This window comes from Desulfosporosinus hippei DSM 8344 (genome assembly GCF_900100785.1).
GTDB lineage: Bacteria > Bacillota > Desulfitobacteriia > Desulfitobacteriales > Desulfitobacteriaceae > Desulfosporosinus > Desulfosporosinus hippei.
Map to the genome: position 1 here is coordinate 45,543 of NZ_FNCP01000002.1, position 16,689 is coordinate 62,231.

15 protein-coding genes and 3 riboswitches are annotated in these 16,689 nt (G+C 43.0%); of the genes, 7 read left to right on the plus strand and 8 right to left on the minus strand.

The window, feature by feature from the left end:
- The first annotated feature begins 190 nt into the window (after positions 1–190).
- Positions 191–619, plus strand: a complete 429-nt coding sequence (locus tag BLS16_RS02085) for a universal stress protein (RefSeq protein WP_092329252.1) — start codon at positions 191–193, stop codon at positions 617–619.
- Between the two features lie 125 nt (positions 620–744).
- On the opposite strand, the gene BLS16_RS02090 is transcribed toward BLS16_RS02085, so the two are convergent.
- The 3 genes from BLS16_RS02090 to BLS16_RS02100 form a co-directional block, all read right to left on the minus strand.
- Positions 745–1,272, minus strand: coding sequence for a hypothetical protein (locus tag BLS16_RS02090; protein WP_092329255.1), 528 nt, complete (start codon positions 1,270–1,272; stop codon positions 745–747).
- A 570-nt stretch (positions 1,273–1,842) separates the two neighbouring features.
- Entirely contained in the window at positions 1,843–3,162 is a 1,320-nt protein-coding gene (locus BLS16_RS02095; RefSeq protein ID WP_092329258.1) for an MFS transporter, read from the minus strand.
- A gap of 369 nt (positions 3,163–3,531) precedes the next feature.
- Positions 3,532–3,912, minus strand: coding sequence for a RidA family protein (locus tag BLS16_RS02100; protein WP_014901442.1), 381 nt, complete (start codon positions 3,910–3,912; stop codon positions 3,532–3,534).
- Between the two features lie 404 nt (positions 3,913–4,316).
- On the opposite strand from BLS16_RS02100, the gene amrA reads away from it, so the two are divergent.
- A complete protein-coding gene (gene amrA, locus BLS16_RS02105; protein WP_092329901.1) occupies positions 4,317–5,579 on the plus strand; it encodes an AmmeMemoRadiSam system protein A in 1,263 nt (420 codons plus the stop codon).
- A complete protein-coding gene (gene amrS, locus BLS16_RS02110; RefSeq protein WP_176786040.1) occupies positions 5,572–6,570 on the plus strand; it encodes an AmmeMemoRadiSam system radical SAM enzyme in 999 nt (332 codons plus the stop codon). The genes amrA and amrS overlap by 8 nt, the downstream gene beginning before the upstream one ends.
- 235 nt (positions 6,571–6,805) lie before the next feature.
- Here amrS and nhaB (BLS16_RS02115) read toward each other — a convergent pair whose 3' ends face one another.
- Entirely contained in the window at positions 6,806–8,335 is a 1,530-nt protein-coding gene (nhaB, locus tag BLS16_RS02115) for a sodium/proton antiporter NhaB (RefSeq protein WP_092329260.1), read from the minus strand.
- 197 nt (positions 8,336–8,532) lie between these two features.
- Positions 8,533–8,637, minus strand: a riboswitch (cyclic di-GMP riboswitch).
- A 39-nt stretch (positions 8,638–8,676) separates the two neighbouring features.
- Positions 8,677–10,206, minus strand: a complete 1,530-nt coding sequence (gene nhaB, locus BLS16_RS02120) for a sodium/proton antiporter NhaB (protein WP_092329263.1) — start codon at positions 10,204–10,206, stop codon at positions 8,677–8,679.
- 438 nt (positions 10,207–10,644) lie between these two features.
- A riboswitch (cyclic di-GMP riboswitch) is annotated at positions 10,645–10,755 on the minus strand.
- A gap of 234 nt (positions 10,756–10,989) precedes the next feature.
- Here nhaB (BLS16_RS02120) and BLS16_RS02125 point away from each other — a divergent pair.
- A complete protein-coding gene (locus BLS16_RS02125; RefSeq protein WP_092329265.1) occupies positions 10,990–11,793 on the plus strand; it encodes a manganese catalase family protein in 804 nt (267 codons plus the stop codon).
- Between the two features lie 233 nt (positions 11,794–12,026).
- On the opposite strand, the gene tsaA is transcribed toward BLS16_RS02125, so the two are convergent.
- The 3 genes from tsaA to BLS16_RS02140 form a co-directional block, all read right to left on the minus strand.
- Positions 12,027–12,590, minus strand: a complete 564-nt coding sequence (tsaA, locus tag BLS16_RS02130) for a tRNA (N6-threonylcarbamoyladenosine(37)-N6)-methyltransferase TrmO (protein ID WP_092329268.1) — start codon at positions 12,588–12,590, stop codon at positions 12,027–12,029.
- Between the two features lie 15 nt (positions 12,591–12,605).
- On the minus strand, positions 12,606–12,806 hold the full coding sequence (locus tag BLS16_RS02135; RefSeq protein ID WP_014901452.1) for a CooT family nickel-binding protein: 201 nt from the start codon (positions 12,804–12,806) through the stop codon (positions 12,606–12,608).
- A 180-nt stretch (positions 12,807–12,986) separates the two neighbouring features.
- A complete protein-coding gene (locus BLS16_RS02140; RefSeq protein ID WP_092329269.1) occupies positions 12,987–13,448 on the minus strand; it encodes a Fur family transcriptional regulator in 462 nt (153 codons plus the stop codon).
- A 242-nt stretch (positions 13,449–13,690) separates the two neighbouring features.
- On the opposite strand from BLS16_RS02140, the gene BLS16_RS02145 reads away from it, so the two are divergent.
- The 3 genes from BLS16_RS02145 to BLS16_RS02155 are packed head-to-tail and all read left to right on the plus strand — an operon-like array spanning position 13,691 to position 16,273.
- Positions 13,691–14,620: a metal ABC transporter substrate-binding protein gene (locus tag BLS16_RS02145; RefSeq protein ID WP_176786042.1), complete on the plus strand. Its 930-nt coding sequence runs from the start codon at positions 13,691–13,693 to the stop codon at positions 14,618–14,620.
- Positions 14,617–15,432 carry a metal ABC transporter ATP-binding protein gene (locus BLS16_RS02150; protein WP_092329272.1) on the plus strand — a complete coding sequence of 272 codons (816 nt, stop codon included), beginning with the start codon at positions 14,617–14,619 and terminating at the stop codon, positions 15,430–15,432. The genes BLS16_RS02145 and BLS16_RS02150 overlap by 4 nt, the downstream gene beginning before the upstream one ends.
- On the plus strand, positions 15,416–16,273 hold the full coding sequence (locus BLS16_RS02155) for a metal ABC transporter permease (protein ID WP_092329275.1): 858 nt from the start codon (positions 15,416–15,418) through the stop codon (positions 16,271–16,273). Before BLS16_RS02150 ends, BLS16_RS02155 begins: the two co-directional genes overlap by 17 nt.
- 118 nt (positions 16,274–16,391) lie before the next feature.
- Positions 16,392–16,577, plus strand: a riboswitch (cobalamin riboswitch).
- Positions 16,578–16,689 lie beyond the last annotated feature (112 nt).

Consider the following 16,689-nt stretch of genomic DNA (forward strand, 5'->3'; position numbering starts at 1 on the left):
GAAATAGGTAACATTGATTGAGGCTATATGTAAGTAATATTGACTTGTTAGATGCAAAGTGATAATCTGCAATCAAGGAAAATATAGCCTGTTTTTACAAAACTTAAGATTATCCTAGGAACAGAAGCCCCGTAGTAGACAGATCAATAATGATGGTGGTAAAAGATCTGATATAGTAGGAGGGTGATGTATGTTTAAAAGGATATTGGTGGCCACAGATGCCTCGGAGTACTCACGTCGAGCGTTTAAAACTGCCCTAGAGTTTGCCCAGAAGTTTCAGGCTGAAATTGTTCTTTTGTTTGTAGCTTATACTCCGGAAGCATATTGGGGTTATAATTCAGCGTATTCAATACAAATTACTCTTGAGGAAATTGAAGAAAGAGGGAGGCTGACCATAGAAGCCACCCTTGAAGGAATCAATACTCAGAATATCCCTGTCAAGAAAAAAGTAATCCAAGGGCATCCCTCGACCATAATTTTAGAAGAGGTTGTTACAGAGAATATTGATTTAGTGGTTATGGGAAGCCATGGCTATGGACCAATAGCCGGAGCGGTATTAGGAAGCGTAAGCCAGCGTGTTCTCCGAAGAGCAACTTGCCCTGTTCTCATCGTCAAGTAAAGTTAGTAAAACTCTCAATAAAATAATAAAAGGCCGCTGCCAACGGCCTTTTATTATTTTATTGAGACTCAATACCTCAAGCGAGATTGATAATAACAAAGGATAAGTTGTCAAGAATAAAGGGGCTAAAAGGGAAGTCCTATGCGACGAATCAGTGCAAAGCCTGCTCGCTTGGCGAGAGGAAAAAACACTTTGCGTACCAGAGGCAGCCCGACCCGTCGTGCCAGGGGGATCCCCACTCTCTGTGCTAAAGGAGGGCCTAGACGTTGTGCAAGGGGAAGGCCTACTTTTCGTACCAGAGGGGGGCCGATTTGCTTCATTAGAGATGGGCCATATTGCTTGATAAGAGCTCCGGCCTGCTGTTGCCAAGGGTTTAGAGACTCTGCTGTTGCTGAAGAGGAGCGAGGGTCTGGTAACGGTGTTTGCTTCTGAATAGAAGATGCGGAGGGTGTTATTGGTTGTGATACAGGCTGACTTACCGGCTTAGGTGCCGGTTGCGGAGCCGGTTGCGGAGCCGGTTGAGAATTAAACGATTGATTTGGGGATGGTTCTGGCCCTTGCTGAGAAGCCGGTCTTGATTCCTGCCTCTGAATGGGGGAGAATCTGTTGTATTGCGTTGGGGAATAACCCCGTTGCCCCATCAAGGATTTCATGGGAAAGCCCCCTTATATAAACGTTTGAATTATTTTGTTCATAATACACGGTATGCACTTAATTGATAAAAGTGACAATAATGTAAATAAAAGGAAATGTTATACCGGCTCTTAAAAAACCTTCCTGGTATACTTGGGGTCGATTCCTCTGTCTGGCTCTGGGGGAAGCGCTTGTTAGCTGTGTTAACCCGTGCGAAGACGGTGTCTTCGTTCTGCACGCGTCTGCGAGTTCCGCCGCTGGCTCGCTGGACGGTTCGCGAGCGCGTCCGAACCTCCGGGCATTTCTGAATGTGTGCCGCTCCTTGCCATCCTTGGCACCGCGGCATCAGTCCATCCATGGACAAGTCCTGCGGCGCGCTACGAGGACGCGAACCGTCGGCCCTCGCCTTAGCGCGGCTTCACTGACGCATCCGCTTAGCAGAAAAGCGCTCCTCCAGCCAGCTTGCTAGGGTATAAGCAGTACTTTGAGGGAATCTCATACGATTAAAGGAGGAGGGTTCGTTCAACACAAATTGTTGTGTTGAACGAATCCTCCTCCGCTGTGCATGCTGTATAAGTAAGTTCGTTTCCTTAAGAAGCTTCATCCATGGGTTTTCCTTTAGTTTCCTCTCCAAGGATTATTACATTGAGGGCCGTTAGAATAAGGACTGTTGCAAACATCAGGAATACAGATTCTGAAGGTAACTTATAAGTCCCTATCATTAACCCGACCACTATAGGAGCCAAGATCCCGCCGATTCTTCCAAACCCTGCAGCCCAACCGGATCCGGTAGCCCGAGCATGGGTAGGATAAAGCTCCGGAGTATAAGTATAGACAATTCCCCAGGCACCCAGGTTAAAGAAGGACATCAGAGATCCCATTATAAGTATAGTTTGAACATCTGTGCTTAGTCCAAAGAAATAAGCAGAAATTGCCGTGCCGATGAGATATATAGCTAAGGTTGGTTTTCGACCAATCTTATCCACTAAATAGGCAGCGCTAAAATAACCAGGAATTTGGGCAAGAGTCATCGTCATTACATATTGGAAACTTTTGGTTAAGGCGAACCCCTTTAAGGCCAGTAGCGAAGGAAGCCAAGTAAAGATTCCGTAATAAGCAAAGACAATGCCAAACCAGAGCAGCCACAGAAAGACAGTTCTCTTGAGAAATTTTGCTGAAAAAAGTTCGGTTACTGCCATTCTTGGTAGAGTCTTCTGTTGCAAGTGCTGCTTCGTGTTAGAACGCTGAACACCGGCTTGAGTTTCAATGTCCTTTACAATCTCCTCAGCTTCAGAGAATCTTCCCTTTGAGGCTAAGTAGCGAGGAGACTCAGGGATGGACTTCCAGAGATAGAATACATACAGGGCGGGAAGGGCGCCAATGTAAAAGGCGGATTGCCATCCTAACCAGGGAATAATGAGATATGAAACAAGAGCAGCTAAGAGCCACCCTATGGCCCAAAAACTTTCTAAGAGAACGAGAAATTTACCACGATGTTTAGCAGGAGAAAATTCACTTACCAGGGTTACAGCTACAGGAAGTTGCCCTCCTAAACCGAAGCCTACCAAAAAACGGAATAATAATAGAGATTCATAATTCCAAGACAGACCACATAATCCTGTAGCCAAACTATAGATAATAAGTGTTGAGGCAAAAACTTTCTTTCGGCCAATCAAATCAGCGATAGTTCCCGAAAGTATGGCCCCGATTGCCATACCTACAAGTCCAATGCTCCCGATTGTACCGACTTGTTCTGGGCTGAGGCTCCAAGCCTTCATTAACACAGGGAGTACAAAGGAAATAATTCCGGTGTCCATAGAGTCAAACATCCAACCTAGGCCAGCTGAGATTAGCAGAAGATAATGAAATTTAGATACAGGTAATGTTTCTAAGCGTTCGGTTAGGGTCATATCCTTCGTCCTTTCTAAGCATACTAATAAGATCTTAAGTGTAAATATTTATGTTATTCGATAGTATAGTACATATTCTCCACTCTATTATGCAAATACCTCCAAAAGTTATGGAGTTTGGATAAAAATTTATTTTATCGGTGCTTTACTGAACAACCTCAAAGTAAGATATCGCGATATAGCTTTTATATTGGTCAGGGATTTTTGTTAGTGCACTTCAGAAAGGCTTAAGTATATGTTAGAAAAGAGTCTTTGGAGATATATGGGCACTGAAGAGTTCCGTTTAACACATGCTTGGTGTAGGCGGAATTAATTTTAAAAGGTTCCTAAATTCGCAAGTTGAATTTAGGAACCTTTTTTCAAAACGCTTTATTCAGCGAGAGCGATTGCTTCGATTTCTACAATTGCATCTTTAGGTAATTTTGCAACTTGAACAGCGGATCTGGCAGGTGGATTACTCGGGAAATAGGTGGCATAAACCGCATTCATTGCTGCAAAATCGTTCATATCTCTTAAGAAAACCACTGTCTTGACGATTTTATCCATTGAAGAACCAGAGGATTCTAAAATTGCCTTAACATTATCTAAGGATTGCTTGGTAGCTCCTTCAATATCAGTAACTAATTCTCCACTCTGAGTGTTAATAGGCAATTGCCCTGATGTAAAGATTAGGTTGCCTACTTTGACCCCTTGTGAATATGGACCAATAGCCGCAGGGGCATTTTGAGTATTAAGGGTTTGTTTATTCATGGTAAGATCTACCTCCTTGAATTTAGTCATGCAAATATCTGACAGAGAACTCTGTCTGAATTAATTCTTCTATGCAATGACTTATTAAGTATAGCCCAGTTTAGGGGAATAACCAAGCAAGAAATTGGGATTTTAGGTTGATTGAAAATAGTTTTCCCTTATAAGGAGTTTTTATCCGGTTTTGAAACGTCATTCGGTTTTGGGTTTTAGTACCGTTTTGTTTCTGGGGGTAGGGATAGTATGCTAACGGAACTGTTCCCAAGGATTAAGCTATAATTATTTTATAAATTGAGAAACCTATTTTAGCAAACAACTGCTCCTCGTTAAGAGTTGACTCTCAATTGACAAAGGAGAAAGCCCTTGTCAAACTGTTGTTAAATGATTCCATCAAGGGAGTGTTGAACATGAGCTTAGTTTATACAATATTTGTTCCCCATCCGCCTCTTCTGGTTCCTGAAGTTGGTAAGGGAGAGGAAAGAAAATGTCAAGCAAGCTTAGATTCCTATCGTGAGATTTCAAATCGAATAGCTCAAGCGGGAGTTGAAACGGTAATCTTAGTTTCACCTCACGCGCCTCTTGTCAAGGATGGCATGACTCTTGTCGTTGATGACAATATTCAAGGAAACTTTGCTCAATTTGGAGCCCCTCAGGTCAGTTTGTCTTTAGCAACTGACCCTCTGGTTATAGAACAATTTCAAAAGCTTTCAGGAGTTATTCCGATACAGGGTTCTATTGATCATGGTGCCTTTGTACCTCTTTATTTCTTGCAAAAGGCAGGGTGGAAGGGCAAGGTTGTTCTGTTAGGGATGCCCTTAGAGCAACCTGAGGATTACGGGCTGCGGATCGGTCAGATTCTTGAGGAATTGCCAGGACGCTATGCCCTTGTAGCAAGCGGGGATCTCTCTCATCGTTTGAGAGAGGACGGGCCCTATGGCTTTGATTCTGCCGGGCCGGAGTTCGACCAATTTATCGTGAAGACCCTCCAGAGAGATACGAGAAAAATCGCTGATCTGCCGGCTGACCTTGTTGAAGAAGCCGGTGAATGCGGTTACCGAAGCCTGCTCTTGGCACTGGCAGCTAAAGAGGGAGCACCTGAAGTCCTTTCGTATGAAGGGCCTTTTGGCGTAGGGTATCTCGTTGCTGATCTCTATCATTCTTCACCTTTGCCACAGTGGGCGCGGCGTTGTCTGTCTGCTTATTTAGAGAAGGGTGAGCAGGGGGTATTAGATTTGCCAGCCCCATTAACATCGGAGTTCTCTGTGCGAGGGGGATGTTTCGTCACCCTGAAACAAGGGGGGAATTTGCGAGGATGTATTGGGACAACTGAACCATGGCAGGAAAATTTAGCTTTGGAAATCCAGCATAATGCAATCGCCGCCGGGACACAGGATCCGCGTTTTCGCCCAGTTCGAGGGGAGGAATTGGATTCCCTAAGCTTTACGGTAGATGTACTTGGAGAACTTGAGAAGATCGACGGGCCTGAAGAGTTGGATCCCTGGAGATATGGAGTTGTTGTTCGACAACGAGGAAAAAGCGGACTTTTGCTCCCCCATTTGGAAGGGGTAGATACCGTGGCCGAGCAAATTAGTATTGCTCAACAAAAGGCGGGCATCTACGAAGGCTCCGTAGAACTTTGGAGATTTGAGGTTAAGAGGCATTATGAGTAATCACAGGCTAGACACGGGGAGAGTTCTTTTGCCGGAAAAAACCTATAAAGCCAGCTGTCTGCTCTGTCCTCAGCACTGTCAATTAAGTCATGGACAATCAGGCAGATGCCATGCTCGAGAAAACCGAGAAGGGGAAGTTGTATCTCGAACCTATGGTGAAGTAGCCTCCTGGAATATGGATCCCATTGAAAAGAAGCCTCTTTATCATTTTTATCCTGGATCATGGATTTTTTCTGTCGGAGGTTTTGGTTGTAATCTAAGCTGTTCCTTTTGCCAAAATCATGAGATATCTCAGCAACATCAAGTTGGAAAAAAGGTTTCTCCCTCAAAGCTGGCAGAGCTCTCTATGCAGGAGCAGGAATCAATAGGGCTTTGTTTTACATATTCAGAGCCCAGCGTGTGGTTTGAGATGATTAGAGATACTGCTCCCTTGGTTCGTGCTCGAGGGGGGAAGGTGGTTTTGGTAAGCAATGGAACTATTGCGCCGCACTTTCTTGAGGAGCTAATTCCTTGGCTGGATGCAGTTAACATTGATATAAAAGCTTTTACAGAAAATTTTTATCAGCATTATTGTGGCAGCAAATTAGCCTGGGTATTAGATAATGTAGAGCGATTAGCAGGGAGAGTTCATTTGGAAATCACAACTCTTCTTATTCAAGGGGCAAATGATAATCCCCAAGAGCTAAAAGAATTAGCAAAATGGCTGCGCCAACTTAATATCCCACTGGCCTGGCATCTAAGTGCCTATCATCCTGCTTATAAGCTTGCTGTTCCGCCCACGGAGAGAAAAACTTTAGAACGAGCCTGGGATATTGGCAAAGAGTATCTGCCTTATGTCTATTTAGGAAATGTAGGAGGGGGAGGCACGACCTTTTGTCCACAGTGCGGGAAAGTTGTTATTGAACGTCAACCCCACCTTATTAACTACCTAGATCAAGGATGTTGCCCAAAATGTGGGGAGGGTATTTTTGGAGTTGGGATGATGATGTAATGAAAGGAGATTCCTAAAGAGCACCGAAAGGTTTTGGTCTGCCCACAAGCATTTCTTATTCCGCCGGACTAGTAATTACCCTTGGAATCACGGGGCTCTTTGCAAGAAAAGTTATAAAGGAACGAAAAAACGAAATGGATCAGATTCTTCTTCTTCCCGTTTCCGCAAAGATAAGACAGGGGGGCGGTTCTTCGGCAAAAACCAGAGAACCGCCCTTTATTGTCTAAATTTAGGATTACAACAGATACATAGTTGCCAGTACACCTGTAAGAGACATAACGATGGTGTAGGGCAGAGCCAGCTTCACCATTTCCATGTAAGACAGGCGAATCAGGGGAGCAAGTGCAGAGGTCAACAGGAACAGGAATGCCGCCTGACCGTTTGGTGTAGCAACAGAAGGAGTATTTGTCCCCATGTTGATGGCAACTGCCAGCTTGTTGTAATGCTCCAGGGCAATACCGCCAGCTTCAAAAGCTTTCTGTGTTTCGCTCATATAGACGGTAGCCACAAATACGTTGTCACTAATTGCCGAAAGGACACCGTTAGCCGCAAAGAAAGCCACAAGCTGATCCTCTCCTTCCAGGCGCAATACCCACTGAATGATCGGTGTAAACAGATGCTGGTCATGAATAACTGCAACGATGGAGAAAAATACGACCAGCAGCGCAGTAAAAGGCAGTGCTTCTTCAAAGGCATGACCGATGCGCCCTTCTTCAATAACCCCGTTGAAAGCAGTAAGCAGGATGATAATCATCAGGCCAATAATACCAACTTCTGCCAGGTGCAACGCAAGGGAGAAGATCAGCAGAACGCCGCATACTGCCATAATAATCAGGCGTACACGTCCGCGAGTATCCATGGCAGCATCTTTGGCGTTTGCGTCATCTTCCATAACCTTTCGAACAGACTCAGGAAGCTGATAGCCGTACCCCCAAAACTTGGTGACTTCAAGGGTAATGGCGGTCAGAAGACCAGCGATCAGTACCGGGATAGACACGGGTGCGCTGTTTAAAAAGAAATCAACGAAGTCCCATTTCATAATGGAGGCGATCAGCAGGTTCTGGGGTTCACCAACCAGTGTTGTTGCTCCGCCCAGGGCGGTACCCACAGCGCCATGCATCATAAGATTGCGCAGAAAACCACGGAACTGGTTTAGGTCCTCCTGATATTTGACATCAATAATATGGTCATAATTGATGTCATAGGTGTCGTATACTTTTTCGCTGGAAGCAAACTTGTGGAAGATGTTGTAGAACCCATAGGCTACAGCGATGATCACCGCCGTTACGGTTAGGGCATCCAGGAAAGCGGAAAGAATTGCACCCAGTATAGAGAACAAGAAGGCCAGGGCGACTTTAGAACGTACTTTGGTGAGGATCTTGGTAAACAGGTACACAAGACCTTCTTTCATAAAATAGATCCCGGCAACCATGAACATCAGGAGCAGAATAACCGGCAGGTTCAGTTCAACTTCGTGATAGATCGAATGGGGGTTAGTCAGCCCAATCACAACGGCTTCGATGGCCAGAAGTCCCCCTGCAGGGAGGGGATAACATTTTAGCGCCATTGCCAGGGTGAAAATAAATTCGACAATCAAGACCCACCCGGTAATGTACTTACCGGCGGTAAACATCAAAATAGGGTTTAACACCAGAAAAGCAAGAATTGTTGTTTTGTACCAGCTCGGAGCGTGACCGAGAAAATTGGCTCTGAAGGCCTCTCCGATACCCATCTGTTTCACCTGTCTGTTACCCGCTTGTTTCATATGCCCCTCCTCTAAAAATGTAAATTATGTATTCTTTACGATGTAGAATAATTTCGCAGGTCAGAAAAAACTATAACAATTAAGTCGATGTTCAATTACCTCACAATAAGCTTTTATCACACCTCCATATAATGTTTTAACATTCCCAAATAAAAAGAGAGTAGTCCTAAGATGACTACTCTCCCTGAGAAGTTCCTGCTTGTAATCTGGCGATCCTAGCCTAATTTCAATGTGTGAAATTAGTAACCTTAGACCCATGATTTTAGCGTCCTTCGCTTTGGCGAAGTTTACCCCAACCGTTTTTACGAGTATTTAGTTGTACAATTCTATACCTTTTAGGATTATAACAGGTACATTGTTGCCAGTACACCTGTAAGAGACATAACGACGGTGTAGGGCAGAGCCAGTTTGACCATTTCCATATAAGACAGGCGAATCAGGGGAGCAAGTGCAGAGGTCAACAGGAACAGGAACGCCGCCTGACCGTTTGGTGTAGCAACGGAAGGGATGTTTGTCCCCATGTTGATGGCAACTGCCATCTTGTTGTAATGCTCCAGAGGAATGCCTCCGGCTTCAAAGGCTTTCTGTGCTTCGGTCATATAGACGGTAGCCACAAATACGTTGTCACTGATTGCGGAAAGGATACCGTTAGCTGCAAAGAAAGCCACAAGCTGATTCTGTCCTTCCTGGTGCAGTACCCACTGAATGATTGGCGTAAACAGATGCTGGTCATGAATAACGGCAACAATGGAGAAAAATACGATCAGCAGCGCAGTAAAGGGCATTGCTTCTTCAAAGGCATGACCGATGCGCCCTTCTTCAATAACCCCATTGAAAGCGGTAAGCAGGATGATAATCATTAGGCCAATAATACCAACTTCTGCCAGGTGCAAGGCTAAGGAGAAGATCAGCAGAACGCCGCATACAGCCATAATAATCAGGCGTATACGTCCGCGAGTATCCATGGCAGCATCTTTGGCGTTTGCGTCATCTTCCATAACCTTTCGAACAGACGCAGGAAGCTGATAGCCGTATCCCCAAAACTTAGTGACTTCAAGGGTAATGGCGGTCAGAAGACCAGCGATTAGTACAGGGATAGACACAGGTGCGCTGTTTAAAAAGAAATCAACGAAGTCCCATTTCATAATGGAGCCGATGAGTAGGTTCTGGGGTTCACCAACCAGAGTTGTTGCTCCGCCCAGGGCAGTACCCACGGCACCATGCATCATCAGATTGCGCAGAAAACCACGGAACTGGTTCAGGTCCTCCTGGTATATGTCATCAATAATATGGTCGTGATTGATGTCATAGGTATCGTATACTTTTTCGCTGGAAGCAAACTTGTGGAAGATGTTATAGAACCCATAGGCCACGGCGATGATCACCGCTGTTACGGTTAGGGCATCCAGAAAAGCGGAAAGAACTGCACCCATTATAGAGAACAGGAAGGCCAGGGCGACTTTAGAGCGTACTTTGGTGAGGATCTTGGTAAACAGGTACACGAGACCTTCTTTCATAAAATAGATCCCGGCAACCATGAACATTAGAAGTAGAATGACCGGCAGGTTCAGTTCAACTTCGTGATAGATCGAATGGGGGTTAGTCAGCCCAATCACAACGGCTTCGATGGCCAGAAGTCCACCCGCAGGGAGGGGATAACATTTCAGCGCCATTGCTAGGGTGAAAATAAATTCGACAATTAAGACCCACCCGGTAATGTACTTACCGACGGTAAACATCAAAATAGGGTTCAACACCAGAAAAGCAAGAATTGTTGTTTTGTACCAGCTCGGAGCGTGACCGAGAAAATTTGCGCTAAATGCCCGTCCGATACCCATCTGTTTTACCTGTCCGTTACCCGTTTGTTTCATATGCTCCTCCTCTAAAATAAAAAATTTTATATCACCTAACAAATTATAAGTACCCACAGGTTAGTCACTATTGTAGTATTCTGTAGAATTACCCCTTTTTGCATTAATATCGCTGCTAAACTTGATTATCGCTTAAAAGAGTGCAGCTGGAAAAAACTTGTTGGATTTAAAACTAAAAGGTCGATTGCCAGTTCGCAAGAGCAGCTACTACACGATGTAAGAATAAGTCCGTAGGTCAGAATAAAAATACTACAACAATTAAATCAATGTTCAAATACCTCCTTAAAATAATCTAAATAACTATTTCGATTATTCCCGCTAATCGGTATAAGAATAATGCTCAATAGTAAATCAACGGCAATGCAGTAATCTGGACAATCTTCCAAAAACAAGAAGAGAGCAACCTTAAAAAGACCGCTCTCCCCTAAGAAGTTCTGTGCTTGTAGTCTGGCGATCATAACTTTCAAAGGGATTAGTAGCCCTTTAAATATAGCCTTAGACCCATGACTTTAGCGTCCTTCGCTTTCGCGAAGTTTACCCCAACCGAACTTGGACTATTTAGTTTTAAGAATTACAAAATCAATCGTAGTATACCAAATGTTTCTTTTAATCGTCAAGAGTAATAATTGGCATTTGCCTGAATTATTGCCAAAACAAAAAAATCATAATTACAAATCCTAATATACTAGGGATAAAAATCTAGGGTTAATCAGATACTATTCTTGAAAATGTTTGTTAAAAAGCATTTTAGGGATTTAAACAAATAAAAGGGAGGTTTTTTAGGTGTTTAAACATGTCAAAGATATGGAATATACCGTACATGTGGATAAACCGGATCCTCGGTTTGCTGTATTATTACTTGAGCAATTTGGTGGCGGCAATGGTGAACTAAAAGCAGCCATGCAGTATTTTTCTCAGAGTTTAGGGTGTAATGATCCAAAGATACGGGATTTGCTCCAAGACATTGCTGCAGAAGAATTAAGCCATCTGGAGATGGTGGGTGAGTGCCTGGCGATGCTGATTGGTCCCGTCGACAATATTCCTAAAGACTTTTCGGCAAATCATATGGCCTTACTTGGAGGCGGCCCCCTTCTGGTAAACTCTGCCGGAGTACCATGGACGGCCAACTTTGTAAATTCCACAGGGGATCTCTATACAGATCTTTCTTCCAATGCCGGAGCGGAACTTAGAGCTAAGTTAGTTTATGAGCGTCTTCTTCAACAGACGGACGATGCCGGAGTGAAAGATATGATTCGATTCCTATTGAGTCGTGAGGAATCCCATAATTTTTCCTTCATGCAAGCACTGGAGACCATAAAAGGAACTGGAGTAAACAAAGACTTCCGTGATTCCGATTTCTCGAAGAAATACATGAATATGTCAACAGGTCAAGGGGACAGCAGAGGGCCTTGGAACCAGGGCAATGAGTTTTCCTATGAAGAAAACCCTAATGAGAAATATGGCGGACCTGCTCAGTATGGTAAAGACCCTCAACCAGCAGGAGCCAAGGAAGTTCAGCCTGGATATAATGACAATACGCGGAATAACCCACAATACTCTCAACCACAGCCTAATCCAAAACATTAAATAAGTCCCCAAAATAGACTTTTGATAGTCAAAGAGGCTAAATGTGCAATAGAATGCCATTTAGCCTCTCGCTTTTTTCTGCCGGTTAGCTTCCTATTAACTTAATTTTGACTAAGGTTATGCTTCAATCAACTCGTTTACTAAACGTCAATCTGAAATCTTGAGATAAAAAAATTCAATGCCCATAGACTGAGGATTAGTATTGTTTGTTATTCAATCTAAGTTTGATGAACCTAGTCGTTATGACTATGGGGTTTTTTTGCATGCCTAAGGGGCTCATGTTCATGATGATGGTCATGGTTGTGGCTATGGCTATGGGCAAGGCCCAGGGCATGAGCCATAGTATGTTTTCTGTCAGGGAGAGCATCAAGCCAACCATTATTAGCATCCTCTTTGCTGTCTAGGAAGCCGATATACGGCTTGATATCTAGCGCGGGAGTTCCGTCATAGGCATCAATTCCGGAAATTATTAGCTCGTTGCCGCGTATTTCTTTTAGCTTAACAACACTTAAGCCCAAAGGGTTGGGCCTTTTCGCAGAACGGCTGGCAAAAAGTCCAATTTCAATTTCTGGGGCCCAAGGGGATCGGGTAAGCATTTCGATGGGTGGAGTCACTTCATTAAAGTGATAGAGAACATAGATGTAGTTAAAGGTTTGTAAGGTCTCAAGAGCGCGAGTATAGTCTGGATTTAATGTAATCCAGAAATCACCGGGTGCATTTGGTATGGGCTGTTGAGGAGCATTTAGTGCGAAATATGGTGTGTGAATTGTACCGATGGATTGCAAAGTAACGGTCATATTCGACTCTCCTCCCTATAGTGGATTATCGATTTTTTCTAAAACAATCCGGTGGTTAAGCAGGGTCATATCTTTTATTTTAGCTTGAATAAATTTTTGCATTCCAAAGATGTCGATAAGCTTTAAGCCGTTTTCGTAAGGTTCAATGACATCGACTGACTCCATGAACATCACTTCAGTTTCGCCTTCTTTAAGATAGGCATTAGCTTCACACATTATCGTTAACTCCTTTATTTTTAAGTATATAAATAAACAATCTAGGGCTTAGCTTACTCTAAATTAATTAGTTTGTCTCTGAAACTTAAGCTAATCTATCTATTCGACACCCGAAAATTATATCCTGCCAAAAACTGCACAATGGCTCAATCTAAAAATAATTCAATTTATTATACGGCCTCATGTGTCAGAAGAGAGGGTATGGTTATATTTCTTACAATCATGACAATAGCCGTAAATCTCTAGTTTATGCCCGGTTATATCAAAATCTATCTTATTCTTCAAGGTTTGCATTAGTTCTCCTATGGGACAGTCATCAATAGAAATTAATTTGTGGCAGCCTACGCATAAAAGATGATGCTTATGTTCATTGTGATTGAGTTCATAGAGAGCTTTACCATCATCTGCTCGATTGGATTTAACAATTAAGTTCTTTGAGGCAAAGGTATCAAGGGTCCTGTAGACTGTTGATAAATCAATGGAGGCTGTCTTATCCCGTAAGGTTATAAATAGTTGTTCTGCAGTCAAAGGAAATTCAGATTCTTCGAGGAGTTCAAGGATAGCATTTCTATGGCGTGTGCTTTTAATACCCTCCCGATTAAGTAATTCCTTATATTTTGAGTTTTCGTCCAACAAGATCATTCCTTATTCTTCAATTCCTTTATTATGTTCATTTTAATCCTTTTTAATATTTTAGCAATATTTACTCGATTAATTGTTTAGCTGGGATGTATATTGAAGTATTCGCTGACAAATTGGTTTATTACTGCTATCCACAACGATTAAGAAGTAAAATAATGGTTTACAATTATAGATAATAGAGTATAATTTATTTAAGAAATGCAAATGCAAGGCAGTTGCAAGTAGTGGAAGGGGTATTTTTTATGTGTGTGAAGAAGCCGATGTTTCTATGGATGGTCTTGTTAAGTATGTTGGTTTTACTGTTAAGTGGGTGTGGGTCAAACAACGAAGCTAAGCCTACAGTCAGTCAAACCACAGATACTAAGAACGAAAGAGCCCTAACCATAGCGGCGTCATTTTACCCAATGTATGTATTTACGTTAAATGTTGCTAAAGATATCCCTAATGTAAATGTAGTAAGTTTAACAAAACCTACCACAGGATGCTTGCATGATTATGCCATAACGCCTGACGATATGAAAAATTTAGAAGGTGCCCAAGTCTTGGTCATCAATGGAGCAGACATGGAGTCCTTTATGGATAAAATAACAAGTCAACTTCCGGATCTGAAAATTATTGAAGCTAGTAATGGGATTTCCTTAATCGAAGGTGAAGGGGATGAAGGAGCAAATCCCCATGTATGGTTAAGTATTACCGATGCCATAACCCAGGTTCAAACTATCGGGAATCAACTAGCCGACCTGGATCCTAGCAATGCTGCAAAATATCAGGAAAATACCAAAGCCTATGTCCTGAAGCTTGAAGCATTAAGAACTAAAATGCATCAAGCTCTGGATGGAGTAAAGCAACGAAATATTGTTACCTTTCACGAGGCCTTCCCTTATTTTGCTAAAGAGTTCAACTTGAAGACTGTTGGGGTAATCGAACGAGAGCCTGGTTCGGCGCCAAGTGCTAAAGAATTGAGTGAAACCATTGAGCAAATTAAGGGTTTAGAAATAAAGGCATTATTTGCTGAACCGCAATATGATCCTAAAGCCGCCGAAGCTATTGCCAATGAGACCGGTGCTAAAGTTTATACTCTTGATCCCATCGTAACCGGGCCGATGGAAGCGGATGCTTATATTAATCTTATGGAAACAAATCTTATTACATTACAAGAGGCGCTGAAATGAAACATCCAATCTGTGTGAATTCCGATTGCAAAATTTGCGAATCAAGTTTATGCTGTACAAAAATAAATAATTTTGGGGTTAAGCGCAGCGGAATAGAAATACTGAAGAACGTAAATCTCCACATTCATTGTGGAGATTTAACCGCTGTCATAGGTCCTAATGGTGCAGGGAAAAGTACTCTCTTGAAAGCTATCTTAGGAGAAATTTCTCATACGGGAGAACTTCAATTTCTTGATGCCAACAACGGAACCACAAAGCCCTCTATGGGCTATGTTCCCCAAAAGCTGGATTTAGATTCTACGTCCCCAACCAGTGTGCTTGATTTGTTTGCGGCTGCCTACACGAATCTCCCTATCTGGTTTACTTATCCTAAAAAGATCCGTGAACGTGTCAGAGAAAGCTTAGCTCTAACTCATGGAGAGCACCTTATCAACAAACGGCTGGGAGAGCTATCAGGCGGCGAGCTGCAAAGAGTCTTATTAGCCCTGGCCCTTGATCCTGTTCCCCATCTCTTGCTGCTGGATGAACCAGTGTCAGGCATTGATCAAAAGGGCTTAGAATTATTCTACCAAACTGTTTCGACGCTAAGAAAGAATTATGATTTATCAATTATTCTAGTGTCCCATGATCTGAATTTGGTGGCCGAATATGCGAATCGTGTGGCCTTCGTCAATAATAGGACAATAGAATGCTGTGGGACTCCCCAGGAAGTCTTTACTAATGAAAAAGTAATTCAAACCTTTGGGTTAGATTGGTCTAATCGTTTCCAAAGGGTGGAGAAGGATAGGGTGGCTAATGCACTTCTGGTATAGCTTAGTAGATTTATTACTTCCTTTTGATTGGATGCAGTATGGATTCATGAAGAATGCCCTGCTGGGTGTTTTATTGGTAACTCCCATCTTTGGCTTATTGGGAACCATGATTGTTAATAATAAGATGGCCTTTTTCTCAGATTCCTTGGGACATTCTGCCTTAACAGGGATTGCCATTGGAGTGATCCTGGGCAATGCATTTCCTCTCTTGAATATAAAACCTATTTGGTCAATGATGGTCTTTTCAGTGCTGATAACTATTGCTATCCTTGTGGTTAAAGAAGCAAATACAGCTTCTACGGACACCATTATCGGAGTTTTTTCATCTTCGGCTGTTGCCCTGGGCTTAGTAATCCTTACTCGCAATGGGGGGTTCAATAAATATTCAGGATATCTGATCGGGGATTTTTTGAGTATCAGCCCTGCTGATTTATTGCTGCTTGGAATTGTTTTTGTACTGGTTATCTTATTGTGGGTTCTTATATTTAATAAGCTTCTCCTAGCGAGTATGAACCCATCCTTAGCCCGCAGCCGAGGAATTAAGGTCAAACAGTACGAGTACTTATTTGCTGTTATGATGGCGGTTATCGTAACTATTTCTATCCAGTGGGTAGGAATTCTGATTATAAGCTCCCTCCTAGTCATTCCGGCGGCCTCATCCAGAAATATTGCTAAGAATATGAGACAGTATCATATTTATTCCGTCTTGATTGCCCTTGTTTCCGGACTCTCTGGGTTAATCCTATCCTACTTCTGGGGAACAGCTACCGGGGCGACCATCGTTCTGATTACATCAGGATTTTTTGCTCTTACCTTTGGTTTGAAATTAAGGCTGGGGTAGACCTCTCTGCCACTGCCGAAGGCACCAACAGATAATGAAAATAGATCACTTGGGTCGGGGGGCTTCTATCAAATTATTATTGACACATTGGGCGGATGTACTATAACATAATAGTAATTGAATAATGGAAAATAAAGGTGCTAGTACTGTAAGTACAGCTTAAAAGGGAAGCAGGTTAAAATCCTGCACGGTCCCGCCACTGTAATGGGAAGATGTTTCACACGAGGCCACTGGGTTTATTTCGGGAAGGCGTGAAGCATTGATGATCCAAAGTCAGAAGACCTGCCTTTGTTGACGAACCAATAACTCTACGAGCGATAGGGGGGTTCCAGTAGTAAATGTGTATTTGGGAATATACGCAGCCTCTTGCCGCTCAGCGGCAAGAGGCTTTTTAAATTGATACTGAGGGAGGGTTA

What these genes read in the sequence shown, in the direction of transcription:
- BLS16_RS02085 (WP_092329252.1), top strand. Translation starts at nt 191, where the DNA reads ATGTTTAAAAGGATATTGGTGGCCACAGATGCCTCGGAGTACTCACGT.
- BLS16_RS02090 (WP_092329255.1), bottom strand. Translation starts at nt 1,272, where the DNA reads ATGAAATCCTTGATGGGGCAACGGGGTTATTCCCCAACGCAATACAAC.
- BLS16_RS02095 (WP_092329258.1), bottom strand. Translation starts at nt 3,162, where the DNA reads ATGACCCTAACCGAACGCTTAGAAACATTACCTGTATCTAAATTTCAT.
- BLS16_RS02100 (WP_014901442.1), bottom strand. Translation starts at nt 3,912, where the DNA reads ATGAATAAACAAACCCTTAATACTCAAAATGCCCCTGCGGCTATTGGT.
- amrA (WP_092329901.1), top strand. Translation starts at nt 4,317, where the DNA reads ATGAGCTTAGTTTATACAATATTTGTTCCCCATCCGCCTCTTCTGGTT.
- amrS (WP_176786040.1), top strand. Translation starts at nt 5,572, where the DNA reads ATGAGTAATCACAGGCTAGACACGGGGAGAGTTCTTTTGCCGGAAAAA.
- nhaB (WP_092329260.1), bottom strand. Translation starts at nt 8,335, where the DNA reads ATGAAACAAGCGGGTAACAGACAGGTGAAACAGATGGGTATCGGAGAG.
- nhaB (WP_092329263.1), bottom strand. Translation starts at nt 10,206, where the DNA reads ATGAAACAAACGGGTAACGGACAGGTAAAACAGATGGGTATCGGACGG.
- tsaA (WP_092329268.1), bottom strand. Translation starts at nt 12,590, where the DNA reads ATGACCGTTACTTTGCAATCCATCGGTACAATTCACACACCATATTTC.
- BLS16_RS02135 (WP_014901452.1), bottom strand. Translation starts at nt 12,806, where the DNA reads ATGTGTGAAGCTAATGCCTATCTTAAAGAAGGCGAAACTGAAGTGATG.
- BLS16_RS02140 (WP_092329269.1), bottom strand. Translation starts at nt 13,448, where the DNA reads ATGATCTTGTTGGACGAAAACTCAAAATATAAGGAATTACTTAATCGG.
- BLS16_RS02145 (WP_176786042.1), top strand. Translation starts at nt 13,691, where the DNA reads ATGTGTGTGAAGAAGCCGATGTTTCTATGGATGGTCTTGTTAAGTATG.
- BLS16_RS02150 (WP_092329272.1), top strand. Translation starts at nt 14,617, where the DNA reads ATGAAACATCCAATCTGTGTGAATTCCGATTGCAAAATTTGCGAATCA.
- BLS16_RS02155 (WP_092329275.1), top strand. Translation starts at nt 15,416, where the DNA reads ATGCACTTCTGGTATAGCTTAGTAGATTTATTACTTCCTTTTGATTGG.